The organism is Pseudoalteromonas sp. CST2 (assembly GCF_028599385.1).
GTDB classification, from domain to species: Bacteria; Pseudomonadota; Gammaproteobacteria; order Enterobacterales; family Alteromonadaceae; genus Pseudoalteromonas; species Pseudoalteromonas atlantica.
Window position 1 is genome coordinate 407,942 of record NZ_JAQREO010000002.1, and the last position, 24,398, is coordinate 432,339.

The window sequence follows — 24,398 nt, forward strand, 5'->3', positions numbered from 1 at the left end:
TCCAAACCTCATTAAAATCGCGACTAACTAGGCCTAATTAACCTTCTTCTTCAGTCAGTGACTCAAGTAAATCATGAATTTCAGCTTTAAGCGCTTTATCTTCAATTTTATTAGCGCTTACCTTGGCATTTTTTAGGCTTTTAATCGCTTCATTTTTTTGTCCAAGCTCTATTTGTAGAGTGGCCATTGAATAAGCAACCGACGACATATGATCTTTATTATTGATTGCAACCGACTTCTGTAGCGCTTTTTCATATGTGGTAATTGCCTCTTCAAGTTCTTCGGTAAAGTCAGCTAAGGTTTCCCACTGTACAGGGTGATCTTTTGAAGTATTCTCGTTTTCTTCACAAATAGCTTTGAGCCTAGAAAATAATAATTCAAATCTTTTACGGTCGTTTCTATTTGCAGCTTCCATCAGTTGCTCTGCTAAATCATGTACTGCTTTATATACTTTGGTGTTCATCATCAGGAACTATCCTTAACTGGTCACTAAACTAACTATTTAGAGGCGCCCTAATCTTATTAGAACGGCTAATTATTTAGGTGTAATAATACATTATTAATAGATAGCGGGTTGGAATTAAAAGTGTGGTTTTAAAATTATATATAAAAAAGTAATCCACGTTAGTTACAGTGATACACTGAGAAACTAATGGACACCTAATATACTGGCTAAAAATGAAAGAGTGCAACCAATGCGGTAAATGCTGTATTAAATATGGTGGGGGCGATTTAAGTGCAACCTTACAAGAAATTGAAATGTGGGCACTGTTTAACCCAGAGATTTATCAATATGTTAAAGATGATGAAATTTGGTTTGATCCAAAAACGCAAATGCGACTCTCCACTTGCCCCTTTTTAGAAATAGCGCCCAAAAAAGAGCCCTCTCATAAAACAATGTATACCTGTAGCATTTACCTAGATAGGCCAGAAGATTGCCGCCATTATCCAAGCCTAGTGTCAGAAATGATACGTGATGAATGCGAAATGATAGAACCTATCGATGTAAAAAACCAAACTAGAGCACAACATAAGCTTAATATAATTATGCTTGATAGCCGCTCTTAAACAGCTTATCTTATTTGCGTGTTTATTCATCGAAAAACATTAAGCTATAGTATAACATTGTTGATAAGTCAAAAACGCAGTGTTATATTATATCACAACATAGTAACCGCGAACCTTTAAGATAATGACAAAGTTAACATTAATTTCCTCTGCAGTTTTTTCTGTTTTATGTTCTCATTCAGCACTTGCTGCTACCGTTACCGGTAAAATAACAGACGATAAAAACCAACCTATTGAAAACGCAGCTGTACACGTACATGGTAAAGACCAAGGTGTAAAAACCAACACACAGGGCGAATTTTCTATTGATGTAGACTCTCAAAGTCAATTGCATGTAAGTAAAGACAACTTTATAGACTCGCGTATTGCGGTAAATGAAAACTCAAGCAATGTAACGGTGTCGCTTACCCCTACCTCGGTAGAAACCGTTGTTGTATATGCCTCTGCACTGCATAAAAATAGCTTAGAAATGATTTCGCCGGTGAGCGTTTTATCAGGTGATGAGCTTAAAAACAAATCAAAAGCGACCCTTGGCGAAACACTAAAGGGCTTACCAGGTGTTAATGCCAGTTATTTTGGTCCAGTGTCATCAAGCCCTATTATCCGTGGTTTAGATGGCCCTCGCGTTAAAATTACCCAAAACGGTTTAGATGCCAGCGATGCATCGCGCATTGGTCCTGACCATGCAACCTCAAGCGACAGCTTAGCAGCGGAACAAATTGAAGTATTGCGCGGACCAAGCACCCTACTTTATGGCTCAGGCGCAATAGGTGGTGTGGTAAATGTGGTTGATAACCGTATTCCAACGAGCAATTTAGATGATTTAACCGGTGCTGCTGAATACAGCCATGACACGGTTTCTAACTCAAATACCGTGGCTGCAAAACTAGAAACAGGAAATGACGGATTTAACTTTCATTTTGATGGGACTAAACGCAGCGGCGATGACTATGAAACGCCGACATTTAACATTACAGATGAAGATGGTGATGTAGAAACCCATAACTCTGTAGAAAACACTTTTATTGATAGCGACACATTTAATGTGGGTACGAGTTATGTGGGCGATCATTTAACGGTTGGCTTTTCTTACGGTAGCATTGAAACCGATTACGGTATTCCTGGGCATGAGCATCATGACCATGACCATGAAGGTGAAACCGAAGAAGAACACGATGAGCACGCAGATGAAGAGGAAGAAGAGTCTGTTTATGCACATCTAGAGCAAGATCGTTGGCAAGGTCTTATAAGCTATGCGCTCGATAACAACTGGATTGAAAATATTAACCTTCGTGTTGGCTACACTGATTACAAACACAGTGAAATTGAAGACGGTGAAATTGGCACCACCTTTAAAAACGAAACAACCGAAGCACGCTTAAATGTAGAGCACAAGTTAGCGCAGTGGCACGGTATGATGGGCTATCATTATAGCGAATCGGACTACGACGCAATTGGCGAAGAAGCATTTACTCCTGCAAGTGTAACCACTACACATGCGTTATACCTACTTGAAGAACGTGAATTTGGTGATGTTACACTCGAGCTTGGTGCGCGTATTGAAGATTACGAAATAACAAGCACAATTACCGACAGCGAGCACGCACATGATCACGATGAAGAAGAAGATCATGACGAAGGCGAAGAAGAAAGCATTGCATACAGCGAAAGCTTTACTAATGTAAGCGCCTCTGCCGGTGCTATTTGGCAATACACACCAGGGCAAAGCGTAGCACTTAGCTTATCTCACTCTGAGCGTGCGCCCCTTTCTGCTGAGCTTTTATCAAACGGATTACACATTGCTACAGGTACTTACGAGCTAGGCCTTGGCTATCATATTGAAGATAACGAGGTTCACTTTGAGCCAGAAGACATTAAACAAGAAAAATCGACCAATTTAGATTTTAGCTTTAGACGTTTTAGCGGTGACTTTGGTTACACAGTTAACTTTTTCTATAACGATATTAAAAACTTTTATTATCAACAAAATACTGGATTAGTTTACGACGAAGAAGATGGTTTAGAGTCTGCAATTGGCGCTCACGATGATGCAGTTGCCGTATATCAGTTTGCCAGCAAAGATGCTGAACTCTATGGTGTAGAATTTGATGTACACTATCAAATTGACCCTAATGCCATGGTTAAAGTATTTGGTGATTCAACACGCGCTAAGCTAAAAGACGACGAAGGTAACTTGCCGCGCATACCAGCAAATAAATTAGGATCTGAATTACAATACAATGTAGGCGATTTACAACTAACGCTCACAGGTACGCACTACTTTGAGCAAGATAATATTAGCGCCTATGAAACTAAAACCGATGGCTACACAATTGTTGATGCTCAAGCTAATTATCAGTTAAGTTTAGGCGCTATAGATACGCAGTTATACTTAAATGTTGATAACATTACAGACGAACTTGGCTTTGTTCACAGCTCGTTTATAAAAGATAAAGCCCCACTACCAGGTAGAAACTTCCGCTTTGGTATTAGAGGTTATTTTTAATAACGCTTTGGCATTTATTTAGTTACTTTTAAAGCCGCATTTTATATGCGGTTTTTTTATGCCTACTCATTTAATTAACTAGGTTATTTATTTGTTGTAATAGCGTTTGTAGCGCAGGTAGCAAGTTTATCTTTCCCAAAATAACTCACTTAATTAAGCGGATTGGCCTAAATTATTAACGTTTTTAAAGCTTGGTATAAAACCACAAGACACAAAAAAGCCGCGGTCAAGACCACGGCTTTTTAAATACTGACTTAATAACCTAAATTAAGAAAGGATTTCGTGTAGCTCAACGTCAAATACAAGCGTTGAGAAAGGTGCAATTGCAGCACCTGCGCCACGTTCACCATAAGCAAGCTCATGAGGAACGTAAATACGCCATTTAGTGCCAACTGGCATCATTTGTAAAGCTTCAGTCCAGCCTTTGATCACGCCACCTACTGGGAATTCAGCTGGTTGACCGCGCTCGTAAGAGCTATCAAATACTGTACCGTTAATTAATGTACCGTGGTAATCAACACGTACTGTAGACTCAGCAGTTGGCTTTTCGCCTTCGCCTGTTGCTAGTACTTCGTATTGTAAACCAGACTCGGTAACAGTGATTTCAGGACGCTTAGCGTTTTCTTCTAAGAATGCAATACCTTCAGCAGAAAGTACTTTTGCTTCTTCTTCACGACGCGCTTGGATCTCTTCGTTAATTTTTTCAAATGCAGCTTGGATCTCAGGGATCTCAACTTGAAAAGCGCTACCAGCGTACGCATCTTTCATGCCTTCAAATACTGAATTTAGGTTTAAGCCTTCAAAAGGGTTAGACTTAAGTTGCTCACCCATTTGTAAGCCAATACCGTAACTTGCTTTTTCAGCATCTGTAGTAAAATTATCTGACATAATGTGTTTTTCACGTTTTGTTAGTTAAAAGACGCGTACATGCTAACATAAAATAAAACCGGTTTGGGGCTAGTTTTTACTGTGTTTTACCTTAATTTTGCCAACTATGTAACTACAAAGGGGTAAACTGAATAAAAATCCAACAAGCAATGGCCACGCTAGTAAACCGCCACTGCCAAACAGCACCAATGGCACTAATACTAAACCAACTAAAGCAATAAAAGCAGCGCCAATGACAGGCCAATGCGTATCGTATTTAGTAATAAGATGCGCAGTTAATACGTTAAAGCCAATACCATACACAAAGGCGGTGATAAGCGTTGCGTCTGGTTGTGCATCTGCTGCCATTTTTATTAATAAATTAATCGCGCTTTGATAGCAGTAGCCAAATACAATCCACAGTAGTACATGCTTTACTAAGCGTTGCGATGTTGTAAGGTTTGCTTCTTTTGACATTTATTAAACTCCACAAAGCAAAAAACCGCCCATAAGGCGGTTTTTTTAAATAATGGTGGAGAGATAGGGATTTGAACCCTAGATAGGCTACAAACCTATGCCGGTTTTCAAGACCGGTGCATTCGACCACTCTGCCATCTCTCCGTACGGCGCGAATAATAGGGGGTATTGAGCAACTTGTAAAGACCTAAATGTAAATAATTAGCTAAAAACAGCATTTGGTTCAAAAAACCACCACAAATAGCTAAAAACCTACATTGCTCATTGCCCTATTAATAATATTGCTTTGGCCTACGTGCAATCCACGAACAAATTAAGCACAGTAATAAACTAAGTGCTAAAAATGTAACGCTTTGAAATATTAAATCAAAACGGTTTAAATCATCACTTGGTACTACCACAAATAAAAATGCAGGTAATACACTAAGCAATAACACATAAAAACAAATTTTAAAGGCCCGACCAAAATCAAACCTTTTAGACTGCTGCATCCACCAGGTTAATAAAACAAGCATTCCCATAGCAGAGCCAGCTATAAAATGTGCAGTATTCGTGCTCATTGCCACATAAAGTGTAATAAAAGCACCCACTATTCCCCAAATTGACCATGCCAGCCAATTCTCTTTTTCTTGTAAAAATAAATTTCCCATCGTTTTCGTCTTCTTTATCGTTATTTTTATTAAGACTTTCCATACTTTAACAAAAAACAACCGATTAAAAAACAAACTGAAGAAGAAAAAGTTAACCTATATTGCTTCCGTGCGCTTCTCACAGCTAAATCAAAAAAGGACGAGCCTAACAGCAGCAACCTTAATGCTATATGACTGCGCAGAACTGCAATAGTTCATTATTTATTATAAATAAGTGAAGTAATCATCCGGTTTATGCTTAGCTGCCTTTTTGCACTCAATCTCTGGGGTGCCTAAATATAAATACCCAACAATTTCATCTTGTTCGTCTAAATTAAGGGCATTTTTGACCGCTGTGCTTTGTGCAAAATACCCTGTACGCCATACACCACCTAAACCTTGTGCAAATGCGGCTTGTTGCATGGCAAGTACACTGCAACCGGCGCTTTGTACTTGCTCAATACGCGGCACTTTTGGATGGGCTTGATATTTAGCAATAGCAATAATGATCATCGGTGCGCGCAGCACAAGCTCTTTTGCGCGTTTAATCACTTTTTCTTCTTGCTGCTCAGCAACGGCGCTTTGATGGTATATCTCACCTAATTTATGGCGGGCATCACCTTGAACGACAATAAACTGCCAAGGCGCAATGCACCCGTGATCAGGCACCCGTAACGCGGCTTGCTTTATAATATCGAGCTGCTCTGAATTTGGCCCTGGGGCGGTTAATTTAGCGTCAGATTGGCGGGTTAGTAAAAGCTCAATAGCATCCATAGCGTACTCTCATAATTCAAAACGTTAGAGTACCATTTATGCCTTTAAAAAATAAACTCTGCTTAATTATCAATTTTATTAAAACCCTACTTACTTCTCTCGTATAAAAGCGCCATTACTGCGTAAACAATATTCATATACCACTGTATAAATCCGATAGAGGCGCTATGCGTTTAACACACGTTACAAACAAAAAGGGCGTATAAAAAATATTTATACGCCCTTTTTAAACCAATTTGTTTGCTACTCTTTTACTACTGCACGCCTGAGCCAATAATCAACACTAACATAGCGACCGCCACCTACAAAAAACAAGCTAAGTAACATGGCAAAATAGATAGCAGAAAATTCAATACCGTTATTTATTATGGAAGGTTTACCTTTTTCATATAAGTAATCAGTAAATCCGTGCTCTTCAACTATGCCCCTAATTTTACCTATACGTTCTTGTACTTCTAGTGAGTTTTCAAGGCTTTCTTTAGCCCCTGGAATTGATAACCAATCAAGTACTTGAGCTGAACTGGTTGTAGGGTTTGATGGCGCTATAGCAAACCAACCATTATGCCAATGCACAGTTGTTGCTGCCACAACCATTGTAAACATCAGCGGAATGCTTACTAAGCGGGTAAATAGCCCAAAGAGTAAAAACCACCCGCCTAAAAATTCACTCCAGCCTGCTAAAAAGGCAAGTAAGTCTGGAAATGGTAAGCCTAAACCCCATTCACTATTGCCAAACCATTGCACAACGCTTGCATCAGCAAGAAAATAGCTAAAAAAGCCGTCGGTTTCTCCACTAAGGGCTAATTTATTAAAGCCCGCAATAATCATTACGGGGGCTAAAATTAAGCGAAAAAGTAACGCAGGTAATCCGTCGGCATACGATAGATTACCCATGATTTTATTATACAAACGAAATAATTTACTCATGTGTGGCCTGCTTTGTCAGTGTATTAAGTTATGAACTCTATACACACAAGACCTGAGGGTACTGTAAATTATTTCATTTTATTAACACTGTTAAATGGCTCTGGCCACTTGAAGCGCTTCAAAAATTGCACGCTTTGCATCAATTGCTGCTGCTAATTTAGCGCCACCAATAACATGTACCTTTGCATTGTCACGGTGTTGCTCAAGCACTTCATTATTAGAAACCTGCCCTATACACGCAATAACCGTATCAACCGGCAGTACTTGTTTTTCTCCAGCAACAGTAACTGTGAGGCCGTTTTTATCAAAACTGTGGTACTGGCAATCAGCAATTTGTTTAACACCATGTTGCTTAGCAACTTGACGATGTATCCAGCCTGTGGTTTTTCCAAGCCCGCTACCAAAGCGCCCTGCACTGCGTTTTAGCATGTATAATTGTCGCTCATCTTTGTGCGGCTCTGCCTCGCACTCAATACCCCACTGCTTTTTAAACTCAGGAATAGATTGCGATTTATGCTCACTTAAAAAAGCAACCATATCAAAGCCAATACCGCCGGCACCTAAAATGGCTATTGATTTGCCCAGTTCGACCTCACCGCGTATAACTTCATCATAAGCAAATACACGCTTAGAGTCTGCGCATTCAATTGCAGCTTCACGCGGGCGTACACCTGTGGCAAATACGATGTCATCGTATTTTTGTAACATTGCATCATCGTAGGCTTTACCAAGTTCTACATTTACGTTGAGCCTTTCAAGTTCATTAGTAAAATAGCTAAGCGTATGATTAAAGTCTTCTTTACCTGGAATTTGCATGGCTAGATTAAATTGGCCACCCATTTGTGTTTTTTGATCGATAAGCGTTACTGTGTGCCCTTTTTCAGCCAAATAACAACTTGCCGAAAGCCCAGCAGGGCCCGCTCCAACAACTAATACATTTTTAGCTTTAGAAGCTTTATCTAACGGGTAATCAAGTTCAAAGGCGGCTTGTGGATTAACTAAACAAGTTGCACGTTTATTTTTAAAAACGTGGTCTAAACAGCCTTGGTTACAGCCAATACAAATATTTATTTGTTTAGTTTGCTGATTTTGATATTTGTTAAAAAACTCCGGATCGGCCAATAAAGGGCGCGCCATTGAAATTAAATCGGCTTCATTATCATTAAGGATTTGGTTGGCTATATCCGGCGTATTAATACGGTTTACAGCTATAACAGGTACATTCACCACTGACTTTAATCGTTTTGAAGCTTCTTTAAATGCTCCAGGAGGCACCATACTGGCGATTGTTGGCACGCGTGCTTCATGCCACCCAATGCCAGTATTAAAAATATCAACACCGGCCTGCTCAAGTGCTTTTGCCTGAATAGTGACTTCATCAGGGGTTGAGCCATTCGGGATTAGGTCCATAACAGATAATCTAAAAATAATTAAAAACGTATCAGATACTTTAGCCCTAACGGCTTTAACTATTTCAAGCGCTAATCGCATTCTATTTTCTAGGCTACCACCAAATTCGTCATCGCGCTTATTGGTGTGTGGCGCCATAAATTCATTAATTAAGTAACCTTCAGAGCCCATTACTTCAACACCATCGTAACCTGCTTTTTCTGCCATATAGGCAGAGTGCGCAAAGTCTTTAATGGTTTTTTTAATCGAGCCTAGCGACATTTGTTTAGGTTTGTATGGATTTATAGGCGCTTGAATAGCGCTCGGGGCTTGGTTAAACGGATGATAAGCGTATCGACCAGCATGTAAAAGCTGCAAACATATTTTTCCGCCATGTTTATGAACGGCGCCTGTGTATGCACGGTGTTTAAATACATCATAATAGCTGTTAAATGATGAAGAAATAGGCGTTAATTTACCGCGCAAGTTAGGGCTGTAGCCCCCGGTAATGATCATGGCCGTGCCGCCTTTAGCACGCGCCTCGTAAAAAGCGCTTAACCTTTTGCGGTTGTGCCAGCCCTCTTCAAGGCCTGTATGCATTGAGCCCATTACCAAGCGGTTTCGTAATTGTGTGTGTTTTAATTGTAATTGTTGTTCTAACATCCTGTGCCCCGTTAACTGGTCTAACCTGTATACATTAGCTAATTCTGCTTTAATGGCAAGTAATAAGCAATATGTGCCTGCATTTAATTAAAAATACTATTAAAAACGTATATTTATGTAACCTCATAAACACTTCGTTACGATTTAGCAGTTAAAATTATTTTTATTCTAGGCTAAGATGGAACTAATGTATTAGCTGTACCAAATTAAGGAGCTATTTTGATAGCAAAGGTATTTAGAGGTATTTGGGCTGGAATAAACTTTTCTCGTCGTTTAATACTCAACATTTTGTTTTTATTACTGGTTGTTGTATTTTTTATGTCGCTATCAAGCGATGACGATACAATAATAATAGAAGATGGCTCTGTACTTAGGCTTAATCTTAATGGGCCTATTGTGGAAGAAAAAACATATATAGACCCTGTCGAAGCAGCCATTAACGATGCTACGTCTAATTCAGAAGCACCTAGTGAAATTTTACTTGATGATGTAGTCAAAGTGATTGATGAAGCCACTAATGACGAGCGCATCAGCGTTATCTTACTAGATTTGCAAGAAATGCCGAAAGCCCACCTAAATAAATTAAAGCGTATTACTAAATCGTTAGATGCCTTTAAGCAAGCGGGTAAAAAAGTGATTGCATCGGGCTACTATTACACTCAATCGCAATATTATATTGCATCGCATGCCGATGAAATTGCAATGCATCCTTATGGTTCGGTAGCCATTGAAGGCTATGGAATGTATCCACTTTACTTTAAAGAAGCACTAGAAAAACTTAAAGTAACGCAGCATATTTTCCGTGTCGGTACGTTTAAGTCGGCGGTAGAGCCGTTTATTCGTAACGATATGTCTGATGCTGCTAAAGAAGCAAACCGCGTTTGGCTTGGTGCATTATGGAGCGAATATAAGCAAGATGTTGCTGCGGTTCGCCCTTTTGATGAATCTAACTTTGACGAAACCATGGATGTTTACCTTGCTAAAATGAAGGCGGCAAATGGCGATGCAGGTAAATATGCACTAGACCATCAATGGGTCGACTCGCTTAAAACAACTCAGCAAATTCGCCAACAACTCATTGATTTAGTTGGCGCACAAGAAGACGGTAAAACATTTAAGCAAGTGTCTTTTCGTGAATACTTAAGCTTAGTTAAGCCCCCTATCGAATTTGATAACCCAATTACAGAAAAAGTTGCTGTAGTTGTTGCTAAAGGTACGATTGTTGATGGTGAGCGCAAAGCAGGTGAAATTGGCGGCGATTCTACCGCAGCATTACTTCGCAAAGCACGCCTTGATGATAAAGTAAAAGCGGTTGTTTTACGTATTGATTCAGGTGGCGGCAGCATGTTTGCCTCTGAGGTTATTCGCGCTGAAGTATTAGCACTTAAAGCCGCAGGCAAACCTGTAATCGCATCAATGAGCTCAGTTGCCGCATCTGGCGGTTATTGGATTGCCTCAGCAGCTAACGAAATTTGGGCAGCACCAAGTACTATCACCGGCTCTATTGGTGTGTTTGGTACATTTATGACTTTTGAAGATACTTTATCTGAAATTGGTGTGTACTCAGATGGTGTTGCAACGTCAGAAATGGCTGGATTTTCTATTACTCGCCCGCTTAATGAAAAAATGGCGCAAATTATTCAAATGAGTGTTGAAGAAGCTTATAGCCGCTTTATAGATGTGGTTGCTGATGCGCGCAATATGACACCAGAGCAAGTTGATAAAATTGCACAAGGCCGTGTGTGGATTGCTTCACAAGCACAAGAGCTTGGCCTAGTTGATAAGCTTGGTGATAAACAAGATGCGATTGATGCCGCAGCGGCGCTTGCAAAACTTAATCACTACGAAGTGAAAACAATTAAGCAAGACCTAAGCCCACAAGAAAAAATGCTGCAAGATATTTTTGGCAGTGCATCCGTTAAATCTATGCTTGGCTTAAATACAAATACAGCCTCTGTTTTAGCAACTCAAGCTAATATTAATACGGTGATAAAGCGCCTTAGTAGTGAAGTAGCTGATCTGAAAGATTATAACGATCCGCAGGGTGTATACGCACGTTGTTTAGAGTGTAGCGTTGCACAATAAAAGTGCACGTATTTACTCAAGCAGCTGTATTTAAAACAACTTAACGTTATACTAAGCCCAGTTTTTTTACTGGGCTTTTTTTATGAAACGTAAACGCATTTATATCGCATACACTGGCGGTACCATAGGTATGAAAAAATCGAGCCGTGGCTACATTCCGGCTGAAGGTTTTTTAACAGAAACAGTGGTCAATAACGCAGAATTTAACCGTGAAGAAATGCCCCTTTTTGATATTCACGAGTACTGCCCTTTAATCGATTCATCAGATATGTCGCCAGCGCATTGGCAACTAATAGCTGATGACATTAAAAGCAAATACCACGATTACGATGGTTTTGTGGTACTTCATGGCACCGATACAATGGCTTACACAGCCTCTGCCCTGTCGTTCATGTTCGAAAACTTAACTAAACCCGTTATTGTTACTGGCTCACAAATTCCTTTATCGCAATTACGCTCTGACGGCCAAGTTAACTTATTAAACGCCATGTTTTTAGCGGCTAATTACCCTATTGCTGAAGTGAGCTTATTTTTTAATAACCAATTATTTAGAGGTAATCGAGCCACGAAAGCACATGCCGATGGTTTTAATGCCTTTGCATCTCCTAACCTAGAGCCTTTAGCATTATCTGGTATTAATATTCAGCTAATTAAAGGTCAGCTAAGCCCTTATGTAGAAAACGAACTACAGGTAACCACCATTACACCTCAACCAATTGGTGTACTTTATTTATACCCAGGCATTAGTAAAGACGTGGTTAAAAGTTTGGTGAATGACAATATAAAAGCACTGGTATTGCTTAGCTTTGGCGTAGGTAATGCCCCACAAGACCCTGACTTTTTAGACGTGCTAAGTGAGGCAAGTAAACGCGGCATGGTTATTGTTAATTTAACACAGTGTTTAAAAGGCCATGTAAATATGGGTGGTTACGCTACGGGTAACGCGTTATTAAATATTGGTGTAATAAGTGGCTACGATATGACACTAGAGGCGTGTTTAACAAAGCTGCATTATTTGTTTAGCCAAAACCTAGAAATTGAAACGATTCGCCATTTAATGCAAGACAATTTACGCGGTGAATTAAGCCGCTAATTTTAGTGACCAAAACGCAAAAGGCACGCTAAATAGCGTGCCTTTATTAATTTATAAACGCGTTAATTATCTTACTTTCGCGTCTATACCCACTAAATCAGTTAAGTGGCACACTTCACCTGAGTGAGTTTTAATACCATGCTCACCAAAGTAATCACGCTGAGCTTGTACTAAATGCCCATTACTTGGTGTGGTTAATGTGGCTAAATACGTTTGTGTTGATGCAAGTACAGGGAACGCTAAGCCAGTCATTACAGCTTGCCCAGTTACTTTGCGAAGCGCATTAGATTCATTTTCAAGCGTATCAATGTATTCTACGCCTTGCGCTACGCTATCTAGGTAGTCAGCACGAATAATACAACCCGCACGCCATGTTTGCAGCGTTTTAGACAAGTCTACTTTCCACTGATGGGTACGAGATGCCCCTTTAATTAACGCTAAACCTTGGCGATACGCTAATAAACTTGCCAATGTAAAGGCATCTTTTAGCTCTTCAAGGTCAATATCAACCTTGTTTGTAGCTTTAGCAGCATATGTCATTTCTTGTGCTGCGGTGGTGTCACATACATTGGTTAAGTGGCGAGCTTGCACCGCGGCAACCAGTGAAGGAACAGCAATACCTAGCTCAAGTGCATTTTGCGCAGTCCACAGGCCTGTGCCTTTTGCGCCTACTTTATTATCAATTAAATCAACTAGCGGCTCTTGCTTGGTGTTTTCAAGAGATAAAATATGGCTAGAAATAGCAAGTAAGTAGCTATTTAAGTGACCGGTAGACCAGTCATCAAAAATTTCAGCCACTTCTTTTGGTGAACGACCTGTACCAATACGAAGTAGTTGATACACTTCAGCAATAAGCTGCATAATTGCGTATTCAATGCCGTTGTGAACCATTTTTACAAAATGGCCACTGGCCGATTGACCAACGCGTGCAAAACACGACTCGCCATTGTAGCTAGCGGCTACTTTTTCAAACCACGGTTCGATTCGCTCCCAACCGCCTTCTGAGCCACTTGCCATCATTGCAGGACCATGACGAGCGCCTTCGGCACCGCCAGAAATACCCATGGTGGCAAATTCAAATTTGTTTTGATACTTAAGTTTACGATTAATACCGTCTTTGTAGTTACTGTTACCACAATCTACAATCATATCGTTACACTGTACGCCAGCTTCAACAAGCTCATTACACACAGCATCAACCAGTTCGCCTGCAGGCACTAATAATAAAATAGAGCGAGGTGCTTCTAAACGCCTTACCATGTCTCCTAAATCAGAAACAATATGAAGTCTATCGGCCATGCCTTGCGATTTAGCACAACTTAATAACTCTTCACCCGCATGTGGATTTTTATCATATGCGACTAACGTTATGCCTTTTTCAATCATGTTTAAGGCAATATTTTTGCCCATAACGCCTAACCCGACTAATGCAACTTGCATTTAGTGTCCTCCTCGGTAACAACTATTTGGTTAGTAAACTAAGTAATTCATTAAATAATACCGCGTGCATTATACTCATACCGTCATAAAATGCGAACGTTGAGCTAATACAGCATGCTTTTTTATTACGCTATTAAAAAGCACTGCAATTGTATCAAATATAAGGGCTGTGCGGTTACAAATACTCTGCGTATTTTGAATTTAAGATCATTGACGGATTTTGACACCGGTGTCATAATGATGACATATTCGTTTTGTATAAAATAGTGGCAATACTAACTAGTTTGCCTATAACTAAAAATGTTTATACATAAGTTATAAGTATTTTGAAGTCACAAAATAACCGTCAACCTGCTTACACATCTAAGCACACAGGAGAATTTGATGCTAAGACGCACAAAAATAGTCGCTACACTTGGGCCTGCAACAGATCGAGATAACAATCTAGAAAAAATTATTCGCGCTGGCGCTAATGTAGTACGTTTAAACTTCTCACATGGTGTTGCACAAGATCATAAAGACCGTGCACAAGCTGTACGCGAGATAGCCACAAAATTAGGTAAACATGTTGCTATCCTTGCAGACCTTCAAGGTCCTAAAATTCGTGTTTCAACGTTTAAAGAAGGTAAAGTAAACCTTGAAGTAGGCGCTAAATTCACCCTAGATGCAAAAATGGAAAAAGGTGAAGGCGACGTAAACGCGGTAGGTATTGATTACAAAGAATTACCACAAGATGTAAGCCCTGGCGATTTATTACTATTAAACGATGGCCTTATTCAACTAACCGTTGAGCAAGTAGAAGGTCACTTAGTGCACTGCTCGGTTACGGTAGGTGGTGTATTATCAAATAATAAAGGCATTAACCGTTTAGGCGGTGGTTTAACAGCCCCTGCGTTTACAGAAAAAGACAAAGAAGATTTAATCACTGCCGCTGAAATAGATGTTGATTACATTGCAGTATCGTTCCCACGCAGTGGCGATGATATGCGTTATGTACGCTCTTTAGCAGAAGCTGCAGGTTCTAAAGCACAACTACTTGCAAAAATTGAACGTGCAGAAGCAGTAGAAACACAAGAAGCCGTAGATGACATTGTTTTAGCATCAGACGCTGTAATGGTTGCTCGTGGCGATTTAGGTGTTGAAATTGGTGATGCTGCACTAATGGGTAAACAAAAACTCATTATTCGTCGCGCTCGTTCATTAAACCGTACTGTTGTAACTGCAACACAAATGATGGAATCGATGATCGATAACCCAATGCCAACACGCGCAGAAGTTATGGATGTGGCAAATGCAGTACTTGATGGTACTGATGCAGTTATGCTTTCAGCAGAAACCGCTGCCGGTGATTACCCTGAAGAAACGGTCGCTACAATGGCACGTGTTTGTTTAGGTGCAGAATCGCAAAAAGAAACCCATGTATCTAAGCACCGTTTAGACAGCCGTTTTTCTAACAATGCAGAATCTATCGCGCTTTCAGCTATGTACGCTGCTAATCACTTAGATTCGGTTAAAGCCATTGTTACCTTAACTGAGTCAGGTAGTACCGCTAAACTTATGTCGCGTATCAGCTCTGGTTTACCTATTTACTCGCTTTCACGCCATGCAAGCACGCTAGGCCAAACAGCGCTTTATCGTGGTGTTTACCCTGTGTTTTTTGATTCTACAAAAACTGAAAAAGACGGAATGGTTAAAGCCGCACTTGATACCCTTGTAGCACAAGGTTCATTACACTCTGGCGATACAGTAATTATTACTCACGGTGACTCTATGGAAACTGTGGGCGCAACGAACACAATGAAAATTGTAACTGTAGCGTAATTTCTGCCTTATATAAAAAATGCGAGCTAAGCTCGCATTTTTTATGCCTGTAAAATATCAAACTAGCTGGCTAGCGCTGCTTTTACTTTATCGCGGTAGCTTCGGCTTACTTTAAGCTCTTGTCCGTTTTCAAGCACTAATAAATACTCACCGCTTACTTGTGTAACCAGCTTGCTTATTTGTTTTGTATTTACAATTGCACTGCGGTGAACGCGCACAAACAAATGAGGGTCGAGCTCTTGCTCAAGCTCTTTCATTGTTTTGCGCAAAATATGTGTTTGCCCATCTTGGCAATGTAAACACATATAATCGCCGGCGGCATCAACCCACTGAATTGTCGCAACCGGGACACGAATAATTTCACCCTGCTCTTTTACCGCCAGTGATTCTGGGTAACGTTTGTCGGTTAGGGTATCGCCTGTGGCTAATTTTTTAAGTATTTCTTCACAGTTATTACCTGTAATACCGGCAACAAAACTCGCTAGTTTTTTCTTATGGGCGTTGTCTTGCTGTGTTTTTAAGTAACTATGCACTTTTTCTACCGCCTGTTTTAGTCTGTTATCGTCAACGGGTTTTAAAATGTAATCCAAAGCATGTATTTCAAATGCCTTTACTGCAAATTGATCAAATGCAGTAACAAACACAATCGCGGGTAACGCTTTAGTGCTTTCGCTTAAGGCACGGGCAACTTCAAAGCCATTCATTCCTGGCATTTGTATATCTAAAAAAACTAAGTCTATTGGGTGCTCTTTACATGCTTCTATTGCATCAGAGCCTGAACTACACAGTTTAATTACTTCTATATCAGTATATTCTTCAAGTCTTACTGCTAAGCCCTTTCTTGCTAATGGTTCATCATCAACAATGATGGTTTTAATTTTAGTCATTTCTTCACAGCCTTCTCAAACGGTACTCGCAGATTAACTTTCAATCCACTTGGCGTATTATGTGATAATACAAACGAATAATTATTTTCATAGAGCGTTTTTAATCTGTCTTTGGTATTTGCCACCCCTACCCCTTGTGCATTTACAAGTTGTCCGTCTATTAGTTCGGTACCGGGGCCATTATCACCTACTTCAAGTAGTAGCTCGTTGGCAAAAACCTGTGCTTTTATGTCTATCACACCGCCTTGTGACATATGCGCAATGGCGTATTTAATTGCGTTTTCAATTATCGGTTGCAAAATTAAGCTTGGCACAAGTGCCTCTTTTGCTTGCTCGCTTACATCTACATTTACTTTTAAGCGCTCATCAAATCTAACCCGCTCTATTTCTAAATACAGCATTAATGCGTGTAGCTCTTGCTCTAAAGGCACTTTTTTAATGGGATCGGTATTTAGTGTATAACGCAAAAAGTCGCTTAACCTTGCCACCATTAAGTTAGCATCTTTGTTTTCTTTTACCAAAACTAATGTAGAAATAGCATTGAGCGTATTAAATAAAAAATGCGGGTTAAGTTGATATCTGAGCATTTTTAATTGCGCTTCATGGGCCATTGTAGTTGCTTTAAGCGCTTTTTGTCGCTCACTTTGTAATAGCTGATAATACTTTATGCCAAAGTATAAGCCACTCCAACATAAAATTATGTAAACAGAGTCTAAGCCATGCTGTAAATAGTAAAACCAATCTTCTGGACGATAACCATGGCGGTATATTTCCCATAAATTAAATTTTTGTACAATTGCCCACAACGTACCTGTAATGTACGAGGCACCAAATACAACCACCATTAATATCCACGGCGAAGCATTCCAGGTTTTTCTGTAAATATAACGAAGTGGGACTGTCATTAAACAGCCCGCATAGGCATTTAATAATATAACGAACACGTAAATATCACGCATTTCAAATACTTTAGAGCCGATATAATTTACAAGCGCATAACCAATCCAGCCTGCAATTTGCAATAGCCAAAAAAAGCGTTGCCTGTTATCAACTAAAGATTGCCAATTCAAAATAAAATACAACTCCGTATAAGTTAGCCAATAAGTTAAAATTACGTTAGCTAATTTAACCACTGGTTTTGTTATTATATCGATTATTACAAAGTGTTAGCAGTACCAACTGTCTTAATTTTTAAGAGCCTTACCGCAAAGTTAAGCCAATAAAAAAGCGAAAGGCTTTAACCTTTCGCTTTTAAAATGCCGATTCAATCAGCTCGTATGGGCAAAGCCACCTTATAAACTAGGCAAGTTTATCTGAAGCCACTTTATAAGTTGGGTCTTCAATTACGTTTACCTCAACTAAGTCACGCGCTTTGTGTAACAGCTGCTTACAGTCTTTACTTAAATGACGTAAGTGAAGCTGTTTACCTGCTTTAGTGTACTTATCAGCTAAGCTGTCGATGGCTTCTATGGCACTGTGATCCGCAACACGGCTGTGTTCAAATTCAATAATTACATCTTTAGGGTCGTTTTTAACATCGAATAACTCAGAAAAGTTTTTAACTGAGCCAAAAAATAGCGGACCGTGAAGCTCGTAAACTTTAGCACCTTGCTCATCAATGTAATTAGTTGTGTAGATATGTTTTGCATGATTCCAAGCAAATACCAAGGCAGAAACAATAACACCAACACACACAGCAATCGCTAAATCGGTTACTACGGTTACGCCAGATACCAATACAATTACAAAGGCATCAGACAGTGGTACGCGCTTCATCATTTTAAAGCTTGCCCATTCAAACGTACCAAGTACAACCATAAACATAACACCTACAAGCGCAGCCAGTGGGATCATTTCAATTAAACTTGAAGCAAATATAATAAATGCAAGCAGCATTAGTGCAGCACTTATACCCGACAAGCGCGAGCGCCCGCCCGAATTAATGTTGATCATTGATTGCCCAATCATGGCACAGCCACCCATTGCGCCAAAAAAGCCACAGGTTACATTAGCAGCACCTTGGCCAATACACTCTTTATTTGAGTGACCACGGGTTTCTGTAATTTCATCAATCAAGCTAAGCGTTAATAACGACTCAATTAAACCAATAGCCGCTAAAATTAATGCATACGGAAAAATTATATAAAAAGTTTCCAGGGTAAATGGAACCATAGGGATGTGAAATTCAGGAAAGCCGCCAGCAATGGTAGCCGCTTCATTACCTGTCATCCCTTTTAGGAAATCAAGTACAGTGCGCGAGTCTAAATCAAGGCCTATTACTAACGCGGTTACCGTTACAATAGCCACTAAAGAAGAAGGCACTGCAGTGGTGAGCTTAGGTAAAAAGTGAATGATAGCCATGGTTAATGCAACTAAACCTAACATGATGTAAAGCGGGTTACCCGTCATCCATTGCTGGCCACCTGCGCCATCTGGCACTTTAAACTGCCCTAGTTGCGCTAAAAATATTACTATCGCTAATCCATTAACAAAGCCGAGCATAACAGGATGGGGGACCATGCGAATAAACTTACCGAGCTTAAATATACCCGCGAGTATTTGCAGTATCCCCATCAGCAACACCGTGGCAAATAAATACTCAACACCATGATCAAGTACCAAACTTACCATTACAACAGCTAATGCACCGGTTGCGCCCGAAATCATACCAGGGCGGCCACCAAAAATAGCCGTAATTAAACCAACGATAAACGCGGCGTAGAGACCAACTAAAGGTTCGACATTTGCTACAAAAGCAAACGCAACAGCTTCTGGAACTAAAGCAAGTGCTACAGTTAAGCCAGATAAAATATCGTTTTTAGCAGAGCTAGGCGCTTTGCTGAGTAAGTTAAACATTGAGTTCCTCAGGGGGTTATTAGGTTAGGATCGAAAAAGCGCTAAATGTTACCAAATTAGCGCTCATTTAACAATTTCCACACACCGTTATTAGCTTTCTTAGTATAGCTTAACTTTGTGTCGTTTATTTTATAGAGGAAGAGATGTACTGCGTTTTACACATGTCATGGTTACGTTAGAGTGTACCTCTTGAACGTATTCTAAGCTGAGTAAATTGTCACGTACAAAGTGCTCATAGCCTTCTATACCTTGTGAGATTATACGCAGCATAAAGTCCATGGTGCCGGCCATTGTGTAACATTCTGTCACTTCGTCATAGCTCATAATTAGCTTTTCAAATTCAGCTAAGTTTTTCTTGCCATGATTTGATAAGCGCACATGTGCGTATACAAGCATGTCAAAACCAAGCTTTTTCTCATCTAAAAGCGCAACTTTACTTTTGATATAGCCATCTTGTTCAAGCTTTGCAATGCGTCGCCAACAAGGTGATTGAGATAAGCCTACTTTGTCTGCAATTTCAGCAGTTGAAAGACTTGCGTCCTGTTGTAAAAGTGCCAAAATTTGGCGATCTACGTGATTTAGAGACATTTTATTTCTTATTTATCTAATAAACTGGTTAAATTATACAGCCAATTTAAAATTCCGTCTGCAATAATTTTGCATTTTCATGGATTTTAATTAACCAAATTGGCCACTTACAAATGGATTAGTGCGTTTTTCGTGGCCTACAGTGGTATCTTCACCATGGCCAGCTAAAATACGCGTGTTGTCATCAAGTGTTAAAATATGGCTTTTAATAGACTCAATGAGCTGCTCAGTATTGCCTTTAGGGAAATCTGTACGCCCTACAGCACCTTTAAAAATAACATCACCAACAATAACGCATTGCTGATTAGGCTCATAAAACACAATATGACCAGGTGTGTGCCCAGGGCAATGCTTAACACTAAAGCTAAGTTTACCAAGCGTTAATACATCATTATGATTAAGCCAAATGTCAGGGTAAAAAGCATCAATAGCTGAAAAACCAAACATTTGTGCTTGCATAGGCAGGTTATCAAACCAAAATGACTCATCTTTTTGCGGGCCAATAACTTGCACATTGTAGTGGGAGCGTAATTCATCGGCCGCACCTACGTGGTCTAAATGCCCGTGTGTAAGCCAAATAGCGCTCAGTACTAATTTGTGCTCACTAAGCGTGGCTATAATTTTTTGTGTATCACCACCTGGGTCTATCACCACAGCTTGCTTTGTTTCTGTACAGCTAATAATTCTGCAATTTTGAGAAAAAGCAGTCACGGGTATCGTAATAACGTGCATATTAAATTTCTTTATCTTTTTGATCGGGAATAACGGCTACTTGCTCATACGACATTAAAATTGGGTATTTCAAATACGCTTCGTCATAAAATGGCGTGTGTGAATATAACCAGTGCAAACGTGCATTGGCATCTTGCGCAAATGCTTTATCTTGAAGTTTTTTATCAAACTCGAGAGCAAGTTTTGGGTTGTCTTTAAGCATTTTCCTTGCGTAAGGGATTAACGTGTAGTTTTCCATGTACTCTGTTCGTTGAAAAATTGTATTAAACTCACCCCACGCAAAAAATGAATCAGGAGCCTCTGGGTGTAATAAATGAACCGCTAACTCCCCTGCTTTTTGCTGCGTATTTACTTGATACCATCCGTCTAAATCAACATTTATTGCTGGTACATAATCAAAACTTGCAGAGACTCTAAAGCGCCCTTCAAATGGGGCTTTATCGAACGAGTAATCAAGTACTTTGGCAAGCTTTAAAGGTTGCGTATTCGCGCCTTTAAGTTTGTTTACTGACACCCCATGTAACTTAAGCTTTTCTATTATATCGCTATATACAGGCGGAACAAAAAACGCTTCAGGCACATCAACAACTCGTTCAACCTCTTTTTGCCAATAAATCGGTAAGTCAGTGTAGGTATAGGCTTTACCTAAATATTTAACCTCAGTTTGCCCCGAAAGCGCACTTACACTTGATGTGTATTCTACCCCTTTAAACTCACTAATCGTGTCTGCTTGTTTAGCATAACCTCGTTTAACAATTAGTTTCTCAGGTACAAATTCTTGCTCTTTTTTAACGGCGTTCGAAAGCTCATGACTGTACTGAGAAAGCGCGTTTATTGCCCCATCTAAAAATACATAGGTGCCTAATACGCGTTGTTGATAAGGTTTTAAAGAATGGTTTTCGACTAAAATTGTTGGTAATGATTTTAAATCGCCCCACCCGTTTGAAAAACGCGGTGTAGCCACCCAACCTGCAAGGCCTTTTTTAAAGTCGCGTTTATCCATAACAAATACCAATGGCCCAGGTATATGCCCTTGCTTTTGTAATGTTTCGTCAATAACCGGCTTTATATACTGATCTAATGCATCAGATATAGCAGGCGATTCGCTTGCAAATACAGGGTTATAACCATAGGTCACATCGTACTGATAATCGGCGCCATCGGTAACATGCACATCAATGTATAAGTTTGGGTTGTAATCGTTAATAACCTTTAAAACACTTCTCACCTCTGGTGTATCTAACTTAGTGAAATCGCGATTAAGGTTTAGATTATTTGCATTGGTTCTAAAGCCCATTTTTTCAGGGCCGCGCTGATTTATGCGATTAAATGCGCTGCTGCGTTCATGCCCATCTACGTTTAAAATAGGAATAAAAAGTATGTTTACCTTTTTTAAAATATCCCGGCGCTTACCTGTCGCAATATCGCGCAGCAACATAAACATGGCGTCTTTACCATCTATCTCACCTGCATGAATACCGGCTTGGATAAAAACGGTTGGCTTAGTGCTGTTGGCCATTTGCCCAGCTTCAAAAAAACCTTGCTCACTGGCAACCAACATTTTAATAGCGCGATTACTATTACTGTAGCCTATTATTTGAGACTGAAACTGCGTGGGATTTGCCGCTACAAGCCTATCTACAAACGCCATAGTATCGGCATAGTTTGGCGAGGCTTTGCCCTGTGATAACTCAAAATCAGTGGTTAACGGGCCTTGCTGTTGTAATAACGAAACGCTATCACCTTGCCAAGGAATAAGTGGCGGTAAATGACTGTTATCTGCCACAATTGCAGATAGAAATAACAGGCTTGCAAACATAGTTTTCTCTAACAAACGCTTTAATAAAATAAATTATACCAAGTAAACATAGCGATATTATAAAAGTGCGGTGATTCAACAAAAAAGAAAGCCCGTTTATACCCATGGACTCAATAAAGTGATTATTAAAGTAGTTAATTTTAAGGCTGGGGAAAAGTGTCAATAGCTTAGCAAGCAATTCGTTGTTTATACCAATCCGCTTAATTAAGTGATCTATTTTGAGAATGGATAAACGTGTTAATAGCTAGGGAAAACTTCGCTATTTAGTAGTTCTTAATGAGAGTTTTTTAACGCAGATAACGACACATTTAGCCATCAAAATAATAAAGTATTATTGCGGGGGTATATTATTAAGCGAGTCTTAAATTACAGGCACAAAAAAAGGAGCCTAGGGCTCCTCTTTATTACTTATTTAAAAAAGCTTAAGCTGCCGCTAGGCCTTCTTTTGCTTTTTCAACAAGCGCTGCAAATGCAACTTGGTCGTAAACAGCGATATCTGCAAGGATCTTACGATCGATTTCTACAGAAGTCTTTTTAAGACCATTGATAAAACGGCTGTAAGACAGACCATTTTGACGTGAAGCTGCATTGATACGTGCAATCCATAATTGACGGAAAGTACGTTTCTTCGCACGACGGTCACGGTAAGCGTATTGACCCGCTTTAGTAACTGCCTGGAAAGCTACGCGGTAAACACGTGAACGTGCTCCGTAGTAACCTTTAGCTTGCTTTAAAACTTTTTTGTGACGTGCACGTGCGACAACGCCGCGTTTAACTCTTGCCATTTCTAAAAACCCCTATTAAGCGAATGGTAACATACGTGAAACTAGACCATGGTCATTTTTATGAACCATCATCTTAGGACGTAGGTGTAACTTACGCTTAGAAGTTTTCTTAGTCAGAATGTGACGAAGATGCGCTTGTTTACGCTTGAAACCGCCAGAAGCAGTTTTCTTGAAACGCTTAGCAGCGCCTCTGTGACTTTTTAGCTTATAAGCCATTGCAATAACTCCAAATGTATTGCTTAAAAATTAGTAAGCAGGCGTGAGATATATTTCTATAGCTCCACTTTTAGGCCTAACTTACTGCCATATTCCGGTGAAAACCCAGCAAAAATGCCGCAATTTTACTTTAAAACCGGTTAGCACAGGTGAATATTTGCATATCACTTGGGTACCTGAGCTAAATTCGGTGCGTATTATCGCTTAAAAATTATTTTTTAGCAACAGGCGCCATCATCATAACCATTTGGCGGCCTTCAACACGATTTGGGAAAGACTCAACTACTGCAAGTTCTTCTAAATCAGCCTTAACACGGTTTAATAATTCGATACCAATTTCTTGGTGAGCCATTTCGCGGCCACGGAAGCGGATAGTAATCTTAGCTTTATCGCCAGCTTCTAAGAACTTACGTAAGTTGCGCAGCTTAACCTGATAGTCACCTTCATCCGTGCCAGGACGGAATTTGATTTCTTTAATCTGGATTTGCTTTTGCTTCTTCTTCTGCTCTTTTAGTTCTTTGCTTTTTTCAAAGATGAACTTACCGTAGTCCATAACCTTACAAACAGGCGGCTCAGCGTTTGGGCTAATCTCTACAAGATCAACACCCGCTGCATCAGCCATAGCTTGTGCGTCTTTTAATGACTGAATTCCAGCTTGTTCGCCTTCGATGTCGATTAAACGAACTTCTTGAGCTGTAATTTCTTCGTTAATACGATTTTTTTGAGCTGTTTGTTGCCCTTTCTTGCCGCCTCTAATGGTACGTTCCTCCAAGAAT

General features: G+C 39.8%; 22 protein-coding genes and 1 tRNA gene. 5 read left to right on the forward strand and 18 right to left on the reverse strand.

The window, feature by feature from the left end; genetic code table 11:
* Positions 1 to 37: 37 nt before the first annotated feature.
* On the reverse strand, positions 38 to 466 hold the full coding sequence (locus tag PSH41_RS04530; protein ID WP_024034088.1) for a hypothetical protein: 429 nt from the start codon (positions 464 to 466) through the stop codon (positions 38 to 40).
* A 212-nt stretch (positions 467 to 678) separates the two neighbouring features.
* Between PSH41_RS04530 and PSH41_RS04535 the strand changes: the two genes are divergently transcribed.
* Together PSH41_RS04535 and PSH41_RS04540 are read left to right on the forward strand one after the other, a co-directional pair.
* Positions 679 to 1,068, forward strand: a complete 390-nt coding sequence (locus PSH41_RS04535) for a YkgJ family cysteine cluster protein (protein ID WP_248530919.1) — start codon at positions 679 to 681, stop codon at positions 1,066 to 1,068.
* Positions 1,069 to 1,192: 124 nt separating this feature from the next.
* Positions 1,193 to 3,574 (forward strand): TonB-dependent receptor, encoded by a 2,382-nt coding sequence (locus PSH41_RS04540; protein ID WP_273588193.1) that lies wholly within the window; start codon positions 1,193 to 1,195, stop codon positions 3,572 to 3,574.
* Positions 3,575 to 3,841: 267 nt separating this feature from the next.
* On the opposite strand, the gene PSH41_RS04545 is transcribed toward PSH41_RS04540, so the two are convergent.
* The 7 genes from PSH41_RS04545 to PSH41_RS04575 all read right to left on the reverse strand — a co-directional run bounded on the left by PSH41_RS04545 (position 3,842) and on the right by PSH41_RS04575 (position 9,300).
* Positions 3,842 to 4,462 (reverse strand): FKBP-type peptidyl-prolyl cis-trans isomerase, encoded by a 621-nt coding sequence (locus PSH41_RS04545; RefSeq protein ID WP_004587856.1) that lies wholly within the window; start codon positions 4,460 to 4,462, stop codon positions 3,842 to 3,844.
* Positions 4,463 to 4,531: 69 nt separating this feature from the next.
* On the reverse strand, positions 4,532 to 4,918 hold the full coding sequence (locus PSH41_RS04550; protein ID WP_029772511.1) for a hypothetical protein: 387 nt from the start codon (positions 4,916 to 4,918) through the stop codon (positions 4,532 to 4,534).
* A 53-nt stretch (positions 4,919 to 4,971) separates the two neighbouring features.
* Positions 4,972 to 5,062 (reverse strand) — tRNA-Ser (locus tag PSH41_RS04555).
* Between the two features lie 128 nt (positions 5,063 to 5,190).
* Positions 5,191 to 5,568, reverse strand: a complete 378-nt coding sequence (locus PSH41_RS04560; protein ID WP_024034084.1) for a hypothetical protein — start codon at positions 5,566 to 5,568, stop codon at positions 5,191 to 5,193.
* A 204-nt stretch (positions 5,569 to 5,772) separates the two neighbouring features.
* Positions 5,773 to 6,321: an NAD(P)H nitroreductase gene (locus tag PSH41_RS04565; RefSeq protein WP_004587853.1), complete on the reverse strand. Its 549-nt coding sequence runs from the start codon at positions 6,319 to 6,321 to the stop codon at positions 5,773 to 5,775.
* Positions 6,322 to 6,564: 243 nt separating this feature from the next.
* Positions 6,565 to 7,248 (reverse strand): HvfX family Cu-binding RiPP maturation protein, encoded by a 684-nt coding sequence (locus tag PSH41_RS04570; protein WP_054982447.1) that lies wholly within the window; start codon positions 7,246 to 7,248, stop codon positions 6,565 to 6,567.
* 90 nt (positions 7,249 to 7,338) lie between these two features.
* A complete protein-coding gene (locus PSH41_RS04575) occupies positions 7,339 to 9,300 on the reverse strand; it encodes an oxidoreductase (RefSeq protein WP_273588192.1) in 1,962 nt (653 codons plus the stop codon).
* 219 nt (positions 9,301 to 9,519) lie between these two features.
* Here PSH41_RS04575 and sppA point away from each other — a divergent pair, with 219 nt between their 5' ends.
* Positions 9,520 to 11,385 carry a signal peptide peptidase SppA gene (sppA, locus tag PSH41_RS04580; protein ID WP_273588191.1) on the forward strand — a complete coding sequence of 622 codons (1,866 nt, stop codon included), beginning with the start codon at positions 9,520 to 9,522 and terminating at the stop codon, positions 11,383 to 11,385.
* An 82-nt stretch (positions 11,386 to 11,467) separates the two neighbouring features.
* On the forward strand, positions 11,468 to 12,478 hold the full coding sequence (gene ansA / locus PSH41_RS04585) for an asparaginase (protein ID WP_024034079.1): 1,011 nt from the start codon (positions 11,468 to 11,470) through the stop codon (positions 12,476 to 12,478).
* Between the two features lie 66 nt (positions 12,479 to 12,544).
* Here the strand turns inward: ansA and gndA are convergent, their stop codons facing one another.
* The gene (gndA, locus tag PSH41_RS04590; RefSeq protein ID WP_024034078.1) at positions 12,545 to 13,918 is read right to left on the reverse strand and encodes an NADP-dependent phosphogluconate dehydrogenase; all 1,374 of its coding nucleotides are present in this window, start codon (positions 13,916 to 13,918) and stop codon (positions 12,545 to 12,547) included.
* Between the two features lie 384 nt (positions 13,919 to 14,302).
* Here gndA and pyk point away from each other — a divergent pair, with 384 nt between their 5' ends.
* On the forward strand, positions 14,303 to 15,739 hold the full coding sequence (gene pyk / locus PSH41_RS04595) for a pyruvate kinase (protein WP_004587847.1): 1,437 nt from the start codon (positions 14,303 to 14,305) through the stop codon (positions 15,737 to 15,739).
* A 62-nt stretch (positions 15,740 to 15,801) separates the two neighbouring features.
* Here the strand turns inward: pyk and PSH41_RS04600 are convergent, their stop codons facing one another.
* From PSH41_RS04600 to infC, 9 genes are all read right to left on the reverse strand, one after another.
* On the reverse strand, positions 15,802 to 16,626 hold the full coding sequence (locus PSH41_RS04600) for a LytR/AlgR family response regulator transcription factor (protein WP_024034076.1): 825 nt from the start codon (positions 16,624 to 16,626) through the stop codon (positions 15,802 to 15,804).
* Positions 16,623 to 17,696 carry a sensor histidine kinase gene (locus PSH41_RS04605; protein WP_024034075.1) on the reverse strand — a complete coding sequence of 358 codons (1,074 nt, stop codon included), beginning with the start codon at positions 17,694 to 17,696 and terminating at the stop codon, positions 16,623 to 16,625. Before PSH41_RS04605 ends, PSH41_RS04600 begins: the two co-directional genes overlap by 4 nt.
* Before the next feature lie 229 nt (positions 17,697 to 17,925).
* Positions 17,926 to 19,482, reverse strand: coding sequence for a SulP family inorganic anion transporter (locus PSH41_RS04610; protein ID WP_248530924.1), 1,557 nt, complete (start codon positions 19,480 to 19,482; stop codon positions 17,926 to 17,928).
* Between the two features lie 129 nt (positions 19,483 to 19,611).
* Entirely contained in the window at positions 19,612 to 20,070 is a 459-nt protein-coding gene (locus PSH41_RS04615; RefSeq protein WP_002960703.1) for an Lrp/AsnC family transcriptional regulator, read from the reverse strand.
* Positions 20,071 to 20,160: 90 nt separating this feature from the next.
* On the reverse strand, positions 20,161 to 20,802 hold the full coding sequence (locus tag PSH41_RS04620; protein ID WP_248451456.1) for an MBL fold metallo-hydrolase: 642 nt from the start codon (positions 20,800 to 20,802) through the stop codon (positions 20,161 to 20,163).
* 1 nt (position 20,803) lies between these two features.
* Complete coding sequence (locus tag PSH41_RS04625) at positions 20,804 to 22,621, reverse strand: M14 family metallopeptidase (protein ID WP_273588190.1); 1,818 nt, start codon at positions 22,619 to 22,621, stop codon at positions 20,804 to 20,806.
* A gap of 422 nt (positions 22,622 to 23,043) precedes the next feature.
* Complete coding sequence (gene rplT, locus PSH41_RS04630) at positions 23,044 to 23,406, reverse strand: 50S ribosomal protein L20 (RefSeq protein ID WP_004587841.1); 363 nt, start codon at positions 23,404 to 23,406, stop codon at positions 23,044 to 23,046.
* Positions 23,407 to 23,421: 15 nt separating this feature from the next.
* The gene (gene rpmI, locus PSH41_RS04635) at positions 23,422 to 23,622 is read right to left on the reverse strand and encodes a 50S ribosomal protein L35 (protein ID WP_004587840.1); all 201 of its coding nucleotides are present in this window, start codon (positions 23,620 to 23,622) and stop codon (positions 23,422 to 23,424) included.
* 211 nt (positions 23,623 to 23,833) lie between these two features.
* A complete protein-coding gene (gene infC / locus PSH41_RS04640) occupies positions 23,834 to 24,394 on the reverse strand; it encodes a translation initiation factor IF-3 (protein ID WP_024034072.1) in 561 nt (186 codons plus the stop codon).
* Positions 24,395 to 24,398 lie beyond the last annotated feature (4 nt).

Coding starts and splice junctions, on each gene's coding strand:
- PSH41_RS04615 (WP_002960703.1), bottom strand. CDS start 20,070: ATGTCTCTAAATCACGTAGATCGCCAAATTTTGGCACTTTTACAACAG.
- PSH41_RS04545 (WP_004587856.1), bottom strand. CDS start 4,462: ATGTCAGATAATTTTACTACAGATGCTGAAAAAGCAAGTTACGGTATT.
- rpmI (WP_004587840.1), bottom strand. CDS start 23,622: ATGGCTTATAAGCTAAAAAGTCACAGAGGCGCTGCTAAGCGTTTCAAG.
- rplT (WP_004587841.1), bottom strand. CDS start 23,406: ATGGCAAGAGTTAAACGCGGCGTTGTCGCACGTGCACGTCACAAAAAA.
- PSH41_RS04575 (WP_273588192.1), bottom strand. CDS start 9,300: ATGTTAGAACAACAATTACAATTAAAACACACACAATTACGAAACCGC.
- PSH41_RS04570 (WP_054982447.1), bottom strand. CDS start 7,248: ATGAGTAAATTATTTCGTTTGTATAATAAAATCATGGGTAATCTATCG.
- PSH41_RS04540 (WP_273588193.1), top strand. CDS start 1,193: ATGACAAAGTTAACATTAATTTCCTCTGCAGTTTTTTCTGTTTTATGT.
- pyk (WP_004587847.1), top strand. CDS start 14,303: ATGCTAAGACGCACAAAAATAGTCGCTACACTTGGGCCTGCAACAGAT.
- PSH41_RS04560 (WP_024034084.1), bottom strand. CDS start 5,568: ATGGGAAATTTATTTTTACAAGAAAAAGAGAATTGGCTGGCATGGTCA.
- PSH41_RS04530 (WP_024034088.1), bottom strand. CDS start 466: ATGATGAACACCAAAGTATATAAAGCAGTACATGATTTAGCAGAGCAA.
- PSH41_RS04565 (WP_004587853.1), bottom strand. CDS start 6,321: ATGGATGCTATTGAGCTTTTACTAACCCGCCAATCTGACGCTAAATTA.
- PSH41_RS04625 (WP_273588190.1), bottom strand. CDS start 22,621: ATGTTTGCAAGCCTGTTATTTCTATCTGCAATTGTGGCAGATAACAGT.
- PSH41_RS04535 (WP_248530919.1), top strand. CDS start 679: ATGAAAGAGTGCAACCAATGCGGTAAATGCTGTATTAAATATGGTGGG.
- ansA (WP_024034079.1), top strand. CDS start 11,468: ATGAAACGTAAACGCATTTATATCGCATACACTGGCGGTACCATAGGT.
- PSH41_RS04620 (WP_248451456.1), bottom strand. CDS start 20,802: ATGCACGTTATTACGATACCCGTGACTGCTTTTTCTCAAAATTGCAGA.
- PSH41_RS04610 (WP_248530924.1), bottom strand. CDS start 19,482: ATGTTTAACTTACTCAGCAAAGCGCCTAGCTCTGCTAAAAACGATATT.
- gndA (WP_024034078.1), bottom strand. CDS start 13,918: ATGCAAGTTGCATTAGTCGGGTTAGGCGTTATGGGCAAAAATATTGCC.
- PSH41_RS04550 (WP_029772511.1), bottom strand. CDS start 4,918: ATGTCAAAAGAAGCAAACCTTACAACATCGCAACGCTTAGTAAAGCAT.
- PSH41_RS04600 (WP_024034076.1), bottom strand. CDS start 16,626: ATGACTAAAATTAAAACCATCATTGTTGATGATGAACCATTAGCAAGA.